The following is a 17,915-nucleotide window of genomic DNA, read 5'->3' on the forward strand; positions in this document are numbered from 1 at the left end:
AGTTTATATTATTTATAATTATAAAATGTTTTTAATTTAAGGAGGATTTTATTATGGAATTATCAATGAGAGCATTAGGAGCAGCTATAGCTGTATTAGTAGGTATAGGAGCTGCAATTGCAATAGGAAATGCAACAGGAAAAGCTGTTGAAGGAATAGCAAGACAACCAGAAGCAAGTGGTAAGATAACTACTGCATTAATGTTAGGTGCAGCCTTTGCAGAAGCAACAGCTATTTATGGTTTATTAGTATCAATCCTTTTAATATTCGTTGGAGTAAAATAGTACCTTAGTACTCCAAGAGGAGGCGATTATATATGTTAATGGAAATAAACCCTAGCACCCTTATTGCTACTATAATTAACTTTGTAATACTTTTTGTAGTACTTAAATATTTCTTCTTTGCAAAAGTAGAAGCTATTATAAATGAAAGAGAAAATCTAATAAATGAAAAATTAGATTTTGCTGATGAAGAAGCTGAAAAGGCTAGAATGATAGCTATAGAAAATGAAAGAATGTTAAAGAATGCAAGAGAAGAAGGAAAGTTAATAACTGAGAGACATAAGCAAAAAGCTGAAAAGGTATATGAAGAAATAGTGAATGATGCTAATCAAGAAGCTAAGACAATCATAGAGAGAGCTAAGGTTGAAATAAATAGAGAAAAAGAAAAAGTAGAAGATCAATTAAAGAGGGAAGCTATAGATTTAGCTATTGAACTTTCTAAGAAAGTTATTGAAAAGAATATAGATGAAGAAAAGAATAGAGAAATAATTGGAGAATTTATAACTAAGGTAGGTAATTCATAATGTATGAATATTTAGACCGTAGGTATGCATTAGCCTTATATGAGGTAGCAGAAGAAAAAGGGAAAGTTCAACAATATCTAGAGGATTTACATGAAATATGTGATCTTATTAGAAATAACAATGATTTCTATGAAGTCATTAAGCACCCTCAAATTAGTACTAAAAAGAAAAAGAGAACATTTATAAATATCTTTAAAGGTCATATAGATGAAGAATTATTATCATTTTTATTAATTCTTATAGAGAAGGACAGAATACTTTACTTAGAAGAAAAATTAAAGGAAATGGAAAAAATAGACTTAGAAAGAAAAAATACTATTACTGGTATTGTAAAGACTACTGTTCCTTTAAAAGAAGAAGAGTTTAATAACTTAGTTAAGACTCTTGAAGAAAAGTATAAAAAGCATATAATTTTAAAGCAAGAAATAGATGAAAGCATCTTAGGTGGAATTTATGTAAGAATTAATAACGATGTTATTGATGGAACCATTAAATCAAAGTTAAGTGAACTAAAAGATTTAATGCTTAAAACAGAATAGAGGTGAAGGTATGAATATTAAGCCTGAAGAAATAACTTCCATAATTAAGAAGGAAATCGAAAGATACGAAAAAGAGATAAAGACTATAGATTCGGGTACTATTATTCAAATAGGTGATGGTATAGCTAGAGTATATGGCTTAGATGACTGTATGCAAGGTGAATTACTTGAATTCCCAAATAAAGTTTTCGGAATGGCTTTAAACCTAGAACAAGATAATGTTGGTTGTGTTCTATTAGGACCAGAAGAAGGCATTAGAGAAGGGGATATAGTTAAAAGAACTAATAAAATAGTTGAAGTTCCAGTTGGGGAAGCTTTATTAGGTAGAGTTGTAGATTCTCTTGGAGAACCTATAGATGGAAAAGGACCTATCAATAATTCAGGATATAGGCCTATTGAAGTTCCAGCTCCTAGTATCATAGATAGAAGTTCAGTAAAAGAACCTCTACAAACAGGTATTAAAGCAATAGATTCTATGATTCCAATAGGTAAGGGACAAAGAGAACTTATAATTGGAGATAGACAAACAGGTAAGACTGCTATTGCTGTTGATACTATCCTAAATCAAAAAGGTAAAGATGTAATTTGTATATATGTTGCAATTGGTCAAAAGCAATCAACAGTTGCTAATATAGTTAATACCTTAGAAGAGTTTGGTGCATTAGATTATTCAATAATCGTAAGTGGTACAGCATCAGAATCTGCTCCACTACAATACTTAGCTCCATACGCAGGATGTAGTATGGGTGAATATTTCATGCATCAAGGAAAAGATGTTCTTATAATTTATGATGATTTGTCTAAGCACGCAGTAGCTTATAGAACAATGTCATTATTACTTAGGAGACCACCAGGTAGAGAAGCATATCCAGGGGATGTATTCTATATTCATTCAAGACTATTAGAAAGAGCTGCAAAGCTATCTAAAGAAAATGGTGGAGGATCATTAACAGCTCTACCTATAATCGAAACTTTAGCAGGGGATGTTACTGCTTATATACCAACTAACGTAATTTCTATTACAGATGGTCAAATATTCTTAGAGTCAGATCTTTTCCACTCAGGACAAAGACCAGCAGTTAATGCGGGTATATCTGTATCAAGAGTTGGTGGTAACGCGCAAATTAAAGCAATGAAGCAAGTTTCTGGTACATTAAGACTAGAATTAGCTCAATATAGAGAATTAGAATCCTTTGCACAATTTGGATCAGACTTAGATAAAGATTCTAAGAAGAGACTTGATAAGGGTAAGAGATTAGTTGAGGTATTAAAACAAGATCAATACTCACCTATGCCAGTTGAAAATCAAATTGTAATATTATTTGCAACAGTAAATGACTTCTTATCTGATATAAAAGTAAGTGATGTAAGAAAATTCGAAAGAGAATTACTAGATTATATGGAGACTCATAATAGAGATCTATTAAAGAAGATAGTAGAAGTTCAGAAAATAACTGATGAGATAAAGACAGAATTAGAAAATTCAATAGTTGAATTTAAGAAAATATTTTTACAAGACACAGGGAGCAACTAATCAATTAACAATTATTAATTAATAATGAGCAATTAAGGAAAAACTCTTAAGGCGTTTTGAAACAAATAGTCTATTTTAAGTAATTCCTACAGAATTACATCAATAATTGTTAATTGTTAACTGTCAATTGTAAACGGGCTGCTTCAAGGCAGCTCCCATTCTTTAGGAGGTGGAAACTTGGGATCAGCAGGACTTATAGATATAAAAAGAAGGATAAAGTCAGTTGAAAGTACAAGAAAGATAACAAAAGCTATGAATCTTGTAGCCACTTCTAAGCTTAGAAAAGCAAGGAAGGAACTAAATGACAATGAAGACTACTATAATTTATGTGAAGAGATAGTTCATAATTTAGTAGCTACATTACCAGAAGAGTTTGAAAGTCCTTTCTTCAACACTAATTCTAACGATTTAGATAAGTTATACATTGTTATGGCTTCTGATACTGGTCTTTGTGGAGGCTTTAATGGGAATATTGCAAATGGATTAAACGAAGTTATAGATGATAAAAGTACTTCTAGAATTGTAATAGTAGGAAGTAAGGGAATATCTTACATTAAGAAGTATGGATTTGATACCATAAAAGAATATGTAGATATACATGACATACCTACTGTTAAAGAAGTAAGAGCTATCTATGATGATGCTATATATATGTTCAAGAGCGGTGAAGTAGGAGAAGTAAATATAGTATATACAGAATTTAAGTCTGCAATAAAACAAGAAGTTAAAGTAGAAAGATTATTTCCAATAGAAATAAATAGCGAAGTTTCAGAGCAATTCTTAGTAGAACCTAGTTTAGAAGAGGTTTTAAATTCAAGTTTAGATATATATTTTAAATGTAAAATAAGGAGAGCTATGCTTCATTCAAAGGTAAGTGAGCAACATTCAAGAATGACTGCTATGGATGGAGCTACACAAAATGCTAATGACATCTTACAATCATTAAATCTTAAGTATAATAGGATAAGACAAGGAATGATAACTCAAGAGATATCAGAAATTGTAGGAGGGGCAGAAGCTCAAAAATAGTGAGGAGGGATTACTGTGCCTGAAAAAGTAGGAAAGGTAGTTCAAGTTATTGGACCTGTAGTTGATATAAAGTTTAAATCAGACGATCTACCAAATATCTATAATGAAATTAGAATAGATATGGGAGAGAAGGTCTTAGTTGTTGAAGTTGAGCAACATATGGGAGATGATATAGTTAGAACTATAGCTATGGAGTCTACAGATGGACTAAAAAGAGGAATGAAGGCAGTTGATATGGGAAGATGTATTTCTGTACCTGTTGGTAGAGAAGTATTAGGAAGAGTATTTAATGTACTTGGTCATCCTATAGATAATGCTGGAGAAGTAGATATAAAAGAAGTGTATCCAATTCATAGACCAGCGCCAAGCTTTAAAGAACAATCATTAGAGCCAGAAATGTTTGAAACAGGTATAAAGGTAATAGACCTTTTAGCACCATATCAAAAAGGTGGTAAGATTGGACTATTTGGTGGAGCTGGAGTTGGTAAGACAGTTTTAATACAAGAACTTATTAACAATATAGCAAAAGAACATGGTGGTCTTTCTGTATTCACAGGAGTTGGAGAAAGATCAAGAGAAGGTAATGATCTATATTATGAAATGAAGGAATCTGGAGTTATAGATAAGACTGCATTAGTATTCGGTCAAATGAATGAATCACCAGGAGCTAGAATGAGGGTTTCATTAACAGGTCTTACTATGGCAGAATACTTTAGAGATCAAGGTCAAGATGTATTGCTATTTATAGATAATATATTTAGATTTACTCAAGCTGGATCTGAAGTATCAGCATTACTTGGAAGAATACCATCAGCAGTTGGTTACCAACCAACACTTGCAACTGAAATGGGTGCTTTACAAGAAAGGATTACTTCAACAAAAAATGGGTCTATTACTTCTGTTCAAGCAGTTTATGTTCCTGCAGATGACTTAACTGACCCAGCACCAGCTACAACATTTACTCACCTTGATGCAACAACAGTTTTATCAAGAAGTATTACAGAACTTGGAATATATCCAGCAGTTGATCCATTAGAATCAAGCTCAAGAATATTAGATCCAAGAATAGTAGGTAGAGATCATTATGATGTAGCTACTGAAGTTAAGAATATACTAGAAAGATATAAAGAATTACAAGATATAATAGCTATATTAGGTGTTGATGAATTATCTGATGAAGATAAGAAGGTAGTTGCTAGAGCAAGAAGAGTTCAAAGATTCTTATCTCAACCATTTACTGTAGCTGAACAATTTACAGGAATGCAAGGTAGATATGTTCCAGTAAAGGAAACAGTTAGAGGATTTAAGGAAATACTAGAAGGTAAGTATGATGATTTACCAGAATCAGCTTTCCTTTTCGTTGGAAGCGTAGAAGAAGCTGTAGAAAAAGCTAAGACCTTAAGTTAGGGGATGAAGCTATGGATAATAAATTAAAAATAACTATAGTTACTCCAGGTAGCCAGCCTTTAGTATTTGAAGGTAAAGGACTTATTACATCTACAACAGATGGTAGGGTAGAGTTCAAATCTAATCATGCTCCTATAATTATAAGCACAGTTCCAGCAACAACTACTATTTCAACTGAGAATGGAAATGAAATTTTATTTACATCTTCAGGAATAGTTTATATAAAAAATAACGAGTTGAAATTCTGTTGTGATGCAGCAGAAAAATCATTAGATATAGATGAAGCTAGAGCAGTAAGTGCAAAGGAAAGAGCTGAAAAAAGATTAGAACAAGGCAAAGATGTTGATGTAGAAAGAGCTAAGAGAGCTTTAGCTAGAGCGAGAGCTAGAATTAACACTCTAAGTATAAATGATTAATATCATAGATTAAAAGCCACAGGATTAGCCCTGTGGCTTTTTTGCATATTTAAATAAATATTCTATGAATACAAATATTTCTGTATAATATAGTTATTGGTTATTACAAGAAGAAAGAGAACGAGTTTAAAGATGGAATTTATCCGATTCGCTACCATTGCTAATACAAGTGGGAGCTAAGCACTGCTACGCGTCTGGATTAGTTCTTCTAACCTTCAGGTGGAGTAGGCATCCTGTACTCTGCGAAAGTGATTCACACAAAATACAAGATTTTGGTTCTCTACTTTTTAAGAAAACTTCACCTGAAGATAAGAATCACTTTATAAGGATATAGGGGAGGAGATTATTTGCATAGGATATTAATAGTCGAAGATGATATGACTATGGCAGAATTAATGAAAAATCAAATTGAGGCTTGGGGAAATGAAGTAAGATATGTAAGAGATTTTCAAGATATACTTTCTGAGTTTACAGATTTTAATCCACATCTTATTTTATTAGATATTATGCTTCCCTTTTATAATGGTTATTACTGGTGTACTGAAATAAGAAAAATATCTAATATACCTATTATATTTATTTCTTCAGCATCAGATAATATGAATATTATAATGGCCATGAATATGGGAGGAGATGACTTTATATCTAAGCCCTTTGATTTAAATGTACTTATGGCTAAGATTCAAGCTATATTACGTAGAACTTATGATTTGGGTGGGAAGGTTCCATTTTTAGAATATAGGGGAGCTATATTAAATTTAAATGATAATACTATAATTTATGAAGGAAATAAGGCTGAATTAACAAGAAATGAATTTAGAATTTTACAAACTTTAATGGAAAATAAAAAGAAGGTTGTAAGTAGAGATACTCTTATGACTAGACTTTGGGAAATTGACTCATATGTAGAAGAGAATACTCTTACAGTTAACATAACAAGACTAAGAAAGAAGATTGAAGGAATAGGGCTTGTTGAATTTATTAAGACTAAAATAGGTTCAGGATATATTATTGAATAGATTTATAAGGAGGTGATTGGTTTGGAAGAAGATAATATTTTTAAAAGTTTATACAAGTATATTTTGGGGAATATTTCTATAATTATATTATTTTTTGCTTTTGTAGGTATATTTATGGGGATTTTCTCTTTATATAATTTAGAGATTGAGGCTGTGATATACGCTTCAATACTTTGTATAGTTTTAGCATTAATTTACTTTATATTTAAATTTTTAAATTATTATAAAAAACACATTGAGCTTATAAGAATTGAAAAAAATATTTCTTTAATAGCTAATGAATTGCCACCTCCTAGGAGAGGTATAGAGGAAGACTATCATAATATGATTTTTTCTCTAATTGATATTAATAATAAGAACTTAACAGAATTAGTTAAACAACGAAAAGAGAGTATTGATTACTATACAACTTGGGTTCATCAAATTAAAGTGCCAATATCAGTTATGAAATTGATCCTTCAGGGGGAGGACACTAATGAAAACAAGGAATTATTATCGGAGCTTTTTAAAATTGAAGAGTATGTAGAAATGGTTTTATGCTATTTTAGATTAGATAGTAGTTCCAGTGATTTTGTTTTTAAAGAATATGAATTAGATGATATTATTAAGAAATCTATAAGAAAATATGCTTCACAATTTATAAGAAAGAAAATTTCTTTAAATTACAAGGGTACTAACAAAATAATATTAACAGATGAAAAATGGTTATCTTTCATTATAGAACAAATTTTATCTAATGCTATTAAATATACAGATAAGGGAGTTATAACTATTTCTGTTGATAAGGATAAGATTCTATCTATTTCTGATACTGGAATAGGAATTGCAGAGGAGGATATACATAGGATATTTGAAAAAGGTTTTACTGGATATAATGGAAGGGCGGATAAAAAATCAACTGGATTAGGATTATACCTATGTAAAAGAGCGGCCAATAAGATTTCTCATAAAATTTATGTGGAATCAGAAGTAGGAAAGGGTAGTACATTTTTTATAGATTTAAAGACTATAGATCTCCAAGTAGAATAAAAGACCTTACAAAAATGTAAGGACATAAGGCTAAAATGTCACAGGAATGAATGGAGGCATTTTGGTCATTTTATTATACTTATGCTATAAGATGAAAGGGGAGATAACATGTCAATATTAGAAGTTAATAGTGTGAAAAAAATATATACTACACGTTTTGGAGGAAATCAAGTTCAAGCATTATCTAATGTTTCTTTTTCTGTGGAAGAAGGAGAATATGTAGCTATAATGGGGGAATCAGGTTCAGGAAAAACAACTCTTTTAAATATTTTAGCAGCCTTAGATAAGCCAACAAGTGGTGAAGTAGTGCTAGATGGAAAGAGTATTAATAATATTAAGGAGAAGGAGATTTCTGCATTCCGTAGAGATAACTTAGGATTTGTATTTCAAGATTTTAATTTATTAGATACTTTTTCTATAAAGGATAATATATTTTTGCCTTTAGTTTTAGGTAGAAAAGAATATGGTGAAATGAAGGAACGTCTACACCCTATAGCTAAGAAATTGGGAATATCAGACATTCTTGAGAAATATCCATATGAAGTATCAGGGGGACAAAAGCAAAGAGCAGCTGTAGCTAGAGCTTTAATAACTAATCCTAAGCTTATTTTAGCAGATGAGCCAACTGGGGCCTTAGATTCTCGTGCAACAGACGGTTTACTAAAGCTTTTTAAAGAAATTAATAAAGAAGGTCAAACTATACTAATGGTAACTCATTCTACTAAGGCTGCAAGTCATGCTAGTAGGGTTCTGTTTATTAAAGACGGGGAGGTATTCCATCAATTATATAGAGGCAAAAACTCTAATGAGGAAATGTACCAAAAAATTTCTGACACCCTTACTTTAATAGCAACAGGGGGAATGAAAAATGAATAATGTTTTTTATCCAAAGCTGGCAGCAAATAATATAAAGAAGAATAGTAAAACATATATTCCATATATGCTTACTTGTATATTTACTGCAGCGATGTATTATATTATTCATTCACTTTCTAATAATGAAGGGATTAGTACCTTGGTTGGAAGTGATACAATCTCCATAACCTTAGGATTAGGAAATAATATAACAGCAATTTTTGCTATAATATTTCTCTTCTATACTAATAGCTTTTTAATTAAGAGAAGGAAGAAAGAGTTTGGATTATTTAATATTCTTGGAATGGAAAAGAAGCATTTATTAAGGGTTATAGGATATGAAACTTTATATATAGCATTAATAAGTCTTACTTTAGGAATAACTATTGGTATTTTACTAGATAAGCTTATGTACCTTAGTGTTTTAAAGCTGATGGAGGTGGATATTTCACTAGGTTTTTATATTTCCTGGTCATCAATTTTATCAACTATAATTCTATTTTCAATTATATTTTTTATAATATTTATTAATTCACTTCGCCAAGTGCATTTATCAAATCCTATTGAATTATTGAAAAGTAGTAATTTTGGAGAAAAAGAGCCTAAGACTAAGTGGGCTATGGCTATTTTAGGCTTTGTTTGTTTAGGACTTGGATACTATATAGCATTAACTACTAAAGATCCAGTGGCAGCTATAGCTCTATTTTTTGTAGCAGTTATATTAGTTATAGTAGGAACATATTTAGTATTTACAGCTGGAAGTATAGCTTTTCTAAAGATCCTTAGAAAAAATAAAAAATATTACTATAATGTTAAACACTTTACTAGTATAGCTGGAATGATATATCGTATGAAGCAAAATGCAGTTGGACTTGCTAATATATGTATCCTTTCTACAATGGTATTAGTTATGATATCATCAACTTCATCTATGATGATGGGAATGGAAGATATAATTAATACAAGATATCCATATGATATTTCTATTTATTCTGATGGAAGTGATATTGATAAAAACAACTTATTAGTAAGTGAGATAGGTAATATTATTTCGAGGGAAAATGTTGAAAAAGAAGTATCCTATTCATATTTAAATTTTGCTGCTATAAAAGATAAAGATAAATTTATTACAAATAGAGACTCTAATTCAGTAGTTCTTAATGATGTTAATAATTTAATATTTATATCTCTTGAAGACTACAACAAGATGGCTTTAGAAAGTAAAACTTTAGAAGATGGAGAAGTATTACTATATTCAAATCGTGATAGATATGAGTATGATACAATCAATGTATTTGATAAAAATTATAAGGTTGTTGAAAGGGTAGAGGACTTCTTAGGAAATGGCATTATTTCAGCTAATGTAGCTAGTAGTCAATTTATTGTAGTGAAAGATATGGGGGAGCTAGATGATATTTATAGAGCCCAAAAGGAGACCTTTGGAGAAAATGCTTCTGAAATAGATTTTATGTATGGTATTGATTTAAAGGTAGATGATAATGAAAAGGAAGTTATATATAATAACATTACAGATACCTTATATAATAAGGGATTCGATTTTATAGGTGAAACTAAAGTTGGATCTAGAAGTAGTTTTGTTTCACTTTATGGCGGTTTATTCTTTATTGGAATTTTCCTAGGATCATTATTTATTATGGCAACAATTTTAATAATTTACTATAAGCAAATATCTGAAGGATATGATGATAAAGAAAGATTTGAAATAATGCAAAAGGTAGGTATGAGTAATGAAGAGGTACAAGGATCTATAAGATCTCAAGTCTTAACAGTATTCTTTTTACCATTAATAACAGCAGGAATTCATATATCTTTTGCCTTCCCATTTATAGTGAAGATACTTTCCATGTTAAATCTAACTAATACTAAGTTATTTATATTATGTACTGTTGTATCATTTATAATATTTGCTTTAATATATAGCGTTATTTATATTTTAACAGCAAGGGCTTATTATAAGATAGTTAGAAGAGAATAGATAGAAAAAATGAAGAATTAAGAATGAATAATTAAGAATTGAGGAAAAAACTCCTTGGGGAGTTTTGAAAATTGTTTTTTTAGCTGCCTTTTGGGCAGCTTTTTTTATGTTTTAGAAAAGTATTGTTGTTTTTTAAGAAATTATAACAGGTTAATATATGAGGATAGCTTTATGAGGGGAGTAAAATTTAGGGTATACTAAGTGGATTTTTTGAAAAAAATTATGAATAACATTAATGTTTGGAGAAGCATATGTTAATGAAGTGTATTTTTATTTTATAAGTTATTTATTAAATTTGAATTATAAAGTTTTAAGTATTGACAATTAATCACAAATTTCAACTTATTTTATATATTATATTATGGATATTTATCTTGAATAAAAATCTTTTCTTTGGACAATAATTTAAAGGAAAGGTAGGGGGTCAAAATAAATATTGTAAATTTTAAAAAATATATAAAAATACTGCCTGTAATGGCATTTTTTTTATTAATCATAGGTGCGTATGGAATTAATAATAATGAAAAAAATACCGATTTTTATTTTTTAGAGGAAAATACCTTAAATAATTCCCAATTTGTAAGTAATGGGATAAGAATGAATTACATATCAAAAGAAGAAGTTCAAGATGAATTACTAATAATTAAAGATAATCTAACGGGATACTTAGGTGAAAATATAAAAAGTGAAGATAACATTATAAGTTATAAAGATAAAGATAAGGAAATAACAGCAATAGTATGGAAGGATAAAATTGATACTAAGGTTCAAATTACCTATGTAAATAATAGAAGAACAGCTAATACAATTCAGCTTAAGAAGGAAATAGAACAAATACAAAACATTGCAGCAAAAAATATAAAATATTTTAAATTTGTAAAGGTAAAAATAATAGAAGAACAGAAGCAGAATATTTTAGATGTACTAAATAGTAAGATGGAAAAGGATACCTTAGAAGAATTAGATATAAATAATGGAATTAGCGCAAAAGCTATATTGAAGGATGGAGAAAAAATTAATTTTGCATTCACCTATCATGATTCTAATGAGTATTTAATTCTTGGAACACCAGTGATATTCGTAACATACTAACAATTTATAATGGAGGATAATATGGAAAAAATTATAGTTGAAGGTGGTAATAAACTAAAGGGTGAAGTGAATATTAGTTTAGCTAAAAATTCTGTTTTACCTATAATAGTTGCAAGCATATTAAGTCCAAATGATGTAGTTATAAAAAATGCTCCTATGCTTGAAGATGTCATTGTATTAAATGATTTATTATTAGAAATGGATTGTAGCATTGAGACTATTGATAATAGAGATTTAAAGATAAACACCTCGAATTTAAAAGAAACAAGTATGAATAGTGATTTAATAAGAAAAATGAGAGCTTCTTTTTTAATAATGGGTCCAATGCTTTCAAGGTTTGGAAAATGTAAAATATCCATGCCAGGAGGATGTAATATTGGTAGCAGACCTATAGATCTGCATTTAAAAGGATTTAAGTTATTGGGAGCAGATATTGAAATTGGACATGGTTTTGTGGAAGCAAAGGCAAAAAAGTTAAAAGGTAATAGAATATACCTAGATTTCCCTTCTGTAGGTGCAACAGAAAATATTTTGATGGCATCAGTTTTAGCGGAGGGAACAACTATTATAGAAAACGCTGCAGAAGAACCAGAAATATGGGATTTAGCTAACTTCCTTAATTCAATGGGAGCTAAGATTCATGGAGCTGGAGTTGGAAAGATAACTATAGAGGGTGTTGATTCACTAAAAGGAATAGAGTATAAGCCAATATACGATAGAGTAGAGGCAGGCACTTTTATGGTAGCTGCTGCAATTACTAATAGTAAGATAACTATTAACGGGGCAATTGAGGATCATTTAAGACCAACTATTGAAAAGCTAAAAGAGTGTGGTGTTAAATTTGAGAGCTTAGGTGAAAATACTATTTTAGTAGATGGAACAGGAGAAAAAAGTCCAGTAGATATTAAAACCCTACCTTATCCTGGATTTCCAACTGATATGCAAGCGCAAATGATGGCATTATTATCACTTTGTAAAGGTTCAAGCATAATAACTGAAACAGTTTTTGAAAATAGATTTATGCATGTAGCTGAATTAGTTAGAATGGGAGCTAATATAAAGATAGATGGTAGGACTGCAATCATTGAAGGTGTTGATTCCTTAACAGGCTGTGATGTAAAGGCAACAGATTTAAGAGCAGGTGCTGCTATGATTTTAGCAGGTTTAGTAGCTCATGGTAGAACTGAAATAAGTGATTTATATCACATAGATAGAGGTTATGTTGATATAGAAGAAAAATTCAGAGGCCTTGGAGCAAATATTTATAGAGTAGATAAATAAAGGAATTTTAAGTGGTAATTAATTTATTAACCTATAAAAAGAACTATAAAGCTTTCAATTAAGAAAGTATTTTATAGTTCTTTTTATTTAAATTTTTAATAAAAAGGAATTATATTTTAAGAATTGCAACATATATTAAATTATAGCTACTTGGAAGGAGTGATATTTATTTGAGGAAAGATTTTCAATCAGCAGCTATTCTAAGTGTAATAATACTTATATTTATGATTGTAGTTCCTAGCTTTATTATAAAAGCAATACCTGTAAGGGCTACAGATGAGAAAGAAAATGATGGTATAGAGGTTCAGGAGGATAATTATATTAGTTTATCGGGGACAGATACTATAAAGGTTTATATTACTAAAGAAGATAAAGTAGTTGAGGTGCCAATAGAAGAGTATGTTAAAGGTGTAGTTTCTGGTGAAATGCCAGCTGGATTTGAAGTTGAAGCTTTAAAGGCTCAATCAGTTGCAACTAGGACTTATGTAGCAGCAAAAAGAGGTAGACCTTGTGATATAGCAAAGGGTGGAGATGTTTGTGATACAACTCATTGTCAAGTCTATATAGGGAAAGAAGAAAGAATAACAAAATGGGAAGATAAAGGGCAAGAGTATTGGGATAAAATATCTAAGTCTGTGGATGAAACTAAGGGAAAAGTATTAGCTTATAACAAGGAGCTAGTTCAATATCCGCAATTCTTTTCAACTAGCTCTGGAAAAACAGAAAATTCAAAAGATGTATTTTCAAGTGATCTTCCTTATTTAGTTTCTACAGAAAGTACTGGAGAAGAAGAGGTAGCCCCTAGGTTTAATGGTGAACTTAAATTAGATATTAACAAGTTTGTAGAAACAATCAATGCTAAGTTTCAGGATGCAAAGTTAACAGTTAATAATTTAAGTGAACAAATAAATGTAATTAGTAGAAGTGATGCTGGTGGAATAAAAGAAATTAAAGTAGGTGGAGCCACTTTAAGGGGATTAGATTTTAGATTAGCTATAGGATTAAATTCAACTAATTTTCAATATACAATAAGTAATGATGAGATTATATTCGAGACTAAGGGTTATGGACATGGAGTAGGAATGAGTCAGTGGGGAGCTAATGTTATGGCTAAGAATGGATCTGATTATAGTTCAATATTAAAGCATTATTATACAGGCATTGATTTAGAAGAACTTAAGTTTAATGAATAATAAATGGTAGATAAAGCATAATTCAGGAGAAAACTCCTGCGGAGTTTTATAAATTGTTAAAAACCCCCTATTTAAAAAATAGAGGGTTTTTCTATATAGAAATTATTTCTAGTAATTCTGGAAAAATTACATCCATAAATATCAAGTACTAATTACTAAAAGAAGTTGTTTGAAGCAACTTCTTTTTTGTTGCTTATTAAACTAGGAATATCTCGGCTATAGATGAGGTCTCAGATATAACTTCTTTTTTATTATAGGGTATTAAAACCTAAGAAATAGTCAAGAATTATAGCATAAATATCTTGCAAATAGAGTGTAAATATAAACAGCTAAATTATCAGATGTTGTAGAAATTTGATGAAAACAAATCTTAACTAAATTGTATTAATTTATTATATCAGGCAAGAATAGAAAAAGGAGGTGTTAATATGCAGATTAACAATAAAGATAAGGTAAAAGACTTTTTTAGGAAGGAGGGCTTTTATTTAATATTATTCCTTTGTTTATGCGTAATTGCAACAGTTGCAGTTATAACTACTAAGAGAAATAAAGCTTTAGAGGAAGGTAACAATAATCAAAGTGAGTTTACTTTAAATGTTGATAAAAATGAGTCTTCTGAAGTTAAAAAGCAAAATGCTGAAAGAGTTGAAGGTAATAGTGACGATGAATTAGCTGAGGGAAGTTCTGATTCTTTAGATGAGGGAGTTAATGTGTCAGCAGGCACTAATACTGAGGTGTTATTCTCAAATCCTGTGGAAGGATTAGTATCAAGAGGATATACATATCCAAAGCCTCAAGCAATGAGTGATGGTACTAGTAGAAATATTAGAGGAGTAAATATCCAAGCTGCAATTGGAACAGAAGTAAAGGCTGCAGCTATAGGAGAAGTTAAAGAAGTTTCTGCTAAAACTGAAGATGGAGATTATGTAATAATAGCTCATGCAAATGGATTATATACAAAGTACTCAAATTTATCTAAGGATATAAAAGTGAATGTTGGGGATAAGGTAACAGAAGAGACTGTTATTGGAACTGTAGGAGAAAGCTCTAAGATATTCACTAATGAAGATTTTGGAGAGCATTTAAACCTTCAAGTATATGATTCAGATGGAAAAGATTTAGATCCAACAGCATATTTTACTTTTAATGAAGAATAATAAATTTTAATTCATCAGCTCTTTATTGAGCTGATGAATACAAAAATAAATCGAGTATAAAAGGGAGGTAATTTTTTTGAAAGATTATATAGAAGAGAGAGTCTTAGAAGTAGCAAAGTATATAATAGAATCAAAAGATACAATTAGAAAAACTGCTAAAGTATTTGGAGTAAGTAAAAGTACTATTCATAAAGATATGACTGAAAGATTACCTAAGATCAATCCAACAATAGCTAAAGAAACTCATTCAATATTAGAACTAAACAAAGCAGAGAGACATATTAGAGGTGGAAAAGCCACGAAGATGAAATATAAGGCAGCAGATTAATTAGTAATGTTATAGTAGATTTTGTAATTAAAAAGGTGAAATATATTGAAGGATAACCATATTCCATATATAATAAGAAATAGGGCAAATATTGTAAAATAATCATTTTAAATATTAATTATTAGCGTTTTAAAGATTAGGAGTGAACGGAATGTGGTTTTTGAGAAATAGGGGCGATTTAGGAATAGACTTAGGTACAGCAACAGTATTAGTTTATTCAGAAGGCAAGGGAATTATATTAAAAGAGCCTTCAGTTGTAGCAATAAACAAAAATACAAATAAGGTACTAGCTGTTGGGGAAGATGCCAGAAAAATGATAGGAAGGACACCAGGTAATATAGTAGCTGTTAGGCCACTAAAAGATGGTGTTATTTCTGACTATGATATTACTGAGAAGATGTTAAAGGCATTTATTAGAAAAGCATATGGAAAAAGTAAAATAAAAGCTCCTAAGGTAATGGTATGTGTTCCATCACAAGCAACAGAAGTTGAAAAAAGAGCCGTTATAGATGCAGCTAGAAACTCTGGTGCAAAGAAAGTTCATCTAATAGAAGAGCCTTTAGCAGCTGCTATTGGAGCTGGTTTAGATATAACTAAACCAAATGGTTCAATGGTAATTGATATTGGTGGAGGAACTACTGATATTGCTGTAATCTCTTTAGGGGGAGTTGTAGTAAGATCATCTATCAAAGTAGCAGGAGACACTTTTGATGATGCTATAATTAGGTTTGTGAGAAATAAGTATAAAATATTAATTGGTGAAAAGACAGCAGAAGAATTAAAAATAAGTATAGGATCAGCTTTTAAAGGTTCAATAGATGCAACTAGCAATGTACGAGGAAGAAACTTAATTACAGGACTTCCAGATGACGTAGTTATAAGTTCTAAAGAAATCAATGAAGCTTTAAAGGAATCTGTAACGCTAATAGTTGAAAGTGTTAAATCAGTATTGGAAAAAACACCACCTGAGCTTGCTTCAGATATAATAGAAAAAGGTATATTAATGACTGGTGGAGGTTCATTACTTAATGGATTAGATAAGCTAATTGAACATGAAACAGGAGTTAGTGTTGAAGTAGCTAATAATTCTATAGAAGCTGTTGCAGAAGGAACAGGAAAGGTTTTAGGATATATAGATAAGTTAGATGGAAACTTATCAGATAACGAAATTGCATTAGTAGAGTAAATTATAGATTTATATAATAATTTAGAGTTTTAATTCTAAGTTATTAGTGATTTGAGATAGAACATAGTTTAGTATACATTTTAATGTTAATTAGGCTGTCTTTTAGACAGCCTCACTTGGGAGCGTAAAGCTCCTTTTTATTTTCTATCAAAGTTAATTGAATACATTATGGAAGAAGCAATAACCTTAGCCATTTCCATAACAAAGTGTAGTCTAATGGATCTATTTGAAAAAAAAGTAGAGTCCTCACTATCATCTATAATACCTACTATAGAAGCTTTACCTACTTTAGGAAGAACTTTACCTACGCCTCTACCTGGATATATGGGTTCATTTCTAATGCATATTGTACCAATAGATTCTCCATGTCCAAGTGAAGCATCTACTCCTAAAATATTATTATTTGAGTTAGGGTGAAGAGCTTTGATTTTATCCAATTCTTTATGAATATTTAATGCATGAATAGGAGATTCAATTGTGCCATATATAGGTAGGGAACATTTTTGGTCTTTCAAATAGGTTCCTACTAAAGGACCTAAACAATCCCCTATAAACTTATCAGTTCCTATACAAACGATAATTGTATTTTCATTAATATATTTTTTTAAATGATTAGAAATTTCAATATGAGCATCAGGAATATTATAGTGAATTGTATTTTTTATAGTAAACACCCCCTCATTATATCAATATATGAGGTCTTTATAAAAAATATAATTAAATGTATAAAAAAGAATATTTTAGATAAAAGTTAAGAAAAGGTTAAAAAGGGTTATATATTTTTATAAAATAAGATATTAGTATTAAATGAAAGAAATAGAGAGTATATTAGAATAAAATAAGAATAATTAGGCTAAATCCTTGAAAAACGCACTTGAAATTAGGAAACAATAAATATATACTAATCATTGTCAGTTGAGGCGGTAAGCTTTTATAACTGAAATTTAATTAAATAAATTGACATGGGGGAGTTCCCGAGTGGCCAAAGGGGGCAGACTGTAAATCTGTTACGTTTCGTTTCGATGGTTCGAATCCGTCCTCCCCCACCA

The 17,915-nt window shown here is 30.1% G+C and carries 18 protein-coding genes and 1 tRNA gene; 18 read left to right on the plus strand and 1 reads right to left on the minus strand.

The window, feature by feature from the left end; translation table 11 throughout:
- Positions 1–53: 53 nt before the first annotated feature.
- The 17 genes from atpE (at position 54) to mreB (ending at position 16,866) form a co-directional block, all read left to right on the plus strand.
- Positions 54–284 (plus strand): ATP synthase F0 subunit C, encoded by a 231-nt coding sequence (atpE, locus tag E6248_RS04575; protein WP_136007982.1) that lies wholly within the window; start codon positions 54–56, stop codon positions 282–284.
- Positions 285–322: 38 nt separating this feature from the next.
- Complete coding sequence (locus E6248_RS04580) at positions 323–805, plus strand: F0F1 ATP synthase subunit B (protein WP_316339648.1); 483 nt, start codon at positions 323–325, stop codon at positions 803–805.
- On the plus strand, positions 805–1,344 hold the full coding sequence (locus tag E6248_RS04585) for a F0F1 ATP synthase subunit delta (protein ID WP_316339633.1): 540 nt from the start codon (positions 805–807) through the stop codon (positions 1,342–1,344). The genes E6248_RS04580 and E6248_RS04585 overlap by 1 nt, the downstream gene beginning before the upstream one ends.
- Positions 1,345–1,354: 10 nt before the next feature.
- Positions 1,355–2,878, plus strand: coding sequence for a F0F1 ATP synthase subunit alpha (gene atpA, locus E6248_RS04590; protein WP_316339634.1), 1,524 nt, complete (start codon positions 1,355–1,357; stop codon positions 2,876–2,878).
- A gap of 177 nt (positions 2,879–3,055) precedes the next feature.
- Positions 3,056–3,907 (plus strand): ATP synthase F1 subunit gamma, encoded by an 852-nt coding sequence (atpG, locus tag E6248_RS04595; protein ID WP_316339635.1) that lies wholly within the window; start codon positions 3,056–3,058, stop codon positions 3,905–3,907.
- A gap of 15 nt (positions 3,908–3,922) precedes the next feature.
- Positions 3,923–5,314: a F0F1 ATP synthase subunit beta gene (atpD, locus tag E6248_RS04600; protein ID WP_316339636.1), complete on the plus strand. Its 1,392-nt coding sequence runs from the start codon at positions 3,923–3,925 to the stop codon at positions 5,312–5,314.
- A gap of 11 nt (positions 5,315–5,325) precedes the next feature.
- Positions 5,326–5,730, plus strand: coding sequence for an ATP synthase delta/epsilon chain alpha-helix domain-containing protein (locus E6248_RS04605; protein ID WP_316339637.1), 405 nt, complete (start codon positions 5,326–5,328; stop codon positions 5,728–5,730).
- Between the two features lie 347 nt (positions 5,731–6,077).
- Positions 6,078–6,749: a response regulator transcription factor gene (locus tag E6248_RS04610; protein WP_316339638.1), complete on the plus strand. Its 672-nt coding sequence runs from the start codon at positions 6,078–6,080 to the stop codon at positions 6,747–6,749.
- Positions 6,750–6,761: 12 nt separating this feature from the next.
- Positions 6,762–7,778 carry a sensor histidine kinase gene (locus tag E6248_RS04615; protein WP_316339639.1) on the plus strand — a complete coding sequence of 339 codons (1,017 nt, stop codon included), beginning with the start codon at positions 6,762–6,764 and terminating at the stop codon, positions 7,776–7,778.
- Between the two features lie 108 nt (positions 7,779–7,886).
- Positions 7,887–8,654: an ABC transporter ATP-binding protein gene (locus E6248_RS04620; protein ID WP_316339640.1), complete on the plus strand. Its 768-nt coding sequence runs from the start codon at positions 7,887–7,889 to the stop codon at positions 8,652–8,654.
- Positions 8,647–10,629: an ABC transporter permease gene (locus E6248_RS04625; protein WP_316339641.1), complete on the plus strand. Its 1,983-nt coding sequence runs from the start codon at positions 8,647–8,649 to the stop codon at positions 10,627–10,629. The genes E6248_RS04620 and E6248_RS04625 overlap by 8 nt, the downstream gene beginning before the upstream one ends.
- Positions 10,630–11,226: 597 nt before the next feature.
- Positions 11,227–11,721 carry a hypothetical protein gene (locus E6248_RS04630; RefSeq protein WP_316339642.1) on the plus strand — a complete coding sequence of 165 codons (495 nt, stop codon included), beginning with the start codon at positions 11,227–11,229 and terminating at the stop codon, positions 11,719–11,721.
- Between the two features lie 21 nt (positions 11,722–11,742).
- On the plus strand, positions 11,743–13,002 hold the full coding sequence (murA, locus tag E6248_RS04635) for a UDP-N-acetylglucosamine 1-carboxyvinyltransferase (protein WP_316339643.1): 1,260 nt from the start codon (positions 11,743–11,745) through the stop codon (positions 13,000–13,002).
- Positions 13,003–13,172: 170 nt separating this feature from the next.
- Positions 13,173–14,195: a stage II sporulation protein D gene (gene spoIID / locus E6248_RS04640; RefSeq protein ID WP_316339644.1), complete on the plus strand. Its 1,023-nt coding sequence runs from the start codon at positions 13,173–13,175 to the stop codon at positions 14,193–14,195.
- A gap of 428 nt (positions 14,196–14,623) precedes the next feature.
- Positions 14,624–15,352, plus strand: coding sequence for a M23 family metallopeptidase (locus E6248_RS04645; RefSeq protein WP_316339645.1), 729 nt, complete (start codon positions 14,624–14,626; stop codon positions 15,350–15,352).
- A gap of 76 nt (positions 15,353–15,428) precedes the next feature.
- A complete protein-coding gene (gene spoIIID / locus E6248_RS04650) occupies positions 15,429–15,680 on the plus strand; it encodes a sporulation transcriptional regulator SpoIIID (protein WP_136007970.1) in 252 nt (83 codons plus the stop codon).
- A 151-nt stretch (positions 15,681–15,831) separates the two neighbouring features.
- On the plus strand, positions 15,832–16,866 hold the full coding sequence (mreB, locus tag E6248_RS04655; RefSeq protein WP_316339646.1) for a rod shape-determining protein MreB: 1,035 nt from the start codon (positions 15,832–15,834) through the stop codon (positions 16,864–16,866).
- A gap of 137 nt (positions 16,867–17,003) precedes the next feature.
- Here the strand turns inward: mreB and yyaC are convergent, their stop codons facing one another.
- The gene (gene yyaC, locus E6248_RS04660) at positions 17,004–17,531 is read right to left on the minus strand and encodes a spore protease YyaC (RefSeq protein WP_396335130.1); all 528 of its coding nucleotides are present in this window, start codon (positions 17,529–17,531) and stop codon (positions 17,004–17,006) included.
- A gap of 299 nt (positions 17,532–17,830) precedes the next feature.
- Here yyaC and E6248_RS04665 point away from each other — a divergent pair.
- Positions 17,831–17,915 (plus strand) — tRNA-Tyr (locus tag E6248_RS04665).

It is taken from the genome of Clostridium sp. (assembly GCF_032552055.1).
GTDB lineage: Bacteria > Bacillota > Clostridia > Clostridiales > Clostridiaceae > Clostridium.

Bases quoted from the DNA above. Each gene is read 5' to 3' on its own strand.
- atpE (WP_136007982.1), top strand. From the start codon at position 54: ATGGAATTATCAATGAGAGCATTAGGAGCAGCTATAGCTGTATTAGTA.
- E6248_RS04580 (WP_316339648.1), top strand. From the start codon at position 323: ATGGAAATAAACCCTAGCACCCTTATTGCTACTATAATTAACTTTGTA.
- E6248_RS04585 (WP_316339633.1), top strand. From the start codon at position 805: ATGTATGAATATTTAGACCGTAGGTATGCATTAGCCTTATATGAGGTA.
- atpA (WP_316339634.1), top strand. From the start codon at position 1,355: ATGAATATTAAGCCTGAAGAAATAACTTCCATAATTAAGAAGGAAATC.
- E6248_RS04605 (WP_316339637.1), top strand. From the start codon at position 5,326: ATGGATAATAAATTAAAAATAACTATAGTTACTCCAGGTAGCCAGCCT.
- E6248_RS04620 (WP_316339640.1), top strand. From the start codon at position 7,887: ATGTCAATATTAGAAGTTAATAGTGTGAAAAAAATATATACTACACGT.
- E6248_RS04625 (WP_316339641.1), top strand. From the start codon at position 8,647: ATGAATAATGTTTTTTATCCAAAGCTGGCAGCAAATAATATAAAGAAG.
- E6248_RS04630 (WP_316339642.1), top strand. From the start codon at position 11,227: ATGAATTACATATCAAAAGAAGAAGTTCAAGATGAATTACTAATAATT.
- murA (WP_316339643.1), top strand. From the start codon at position 11,743: ATGGAAAAAATTATAGTTGAAGGTGGTAATAAACTAAAGGGTGAAGTG.
- E6248_RS04645 (WP_316339645.1), top strand. From the start codon at position 14,624: ATGCAGATTAACAATAAAGATAAGGTAAAAGACTTTTTTAGGAAGGAG.
- mreB (WP_316339646.1), top strand. From the start codon at position 15,832: ATGTGGTTTTTGAGAAATAGGGGCGATTTAGGAATAGACTTAGGTACA.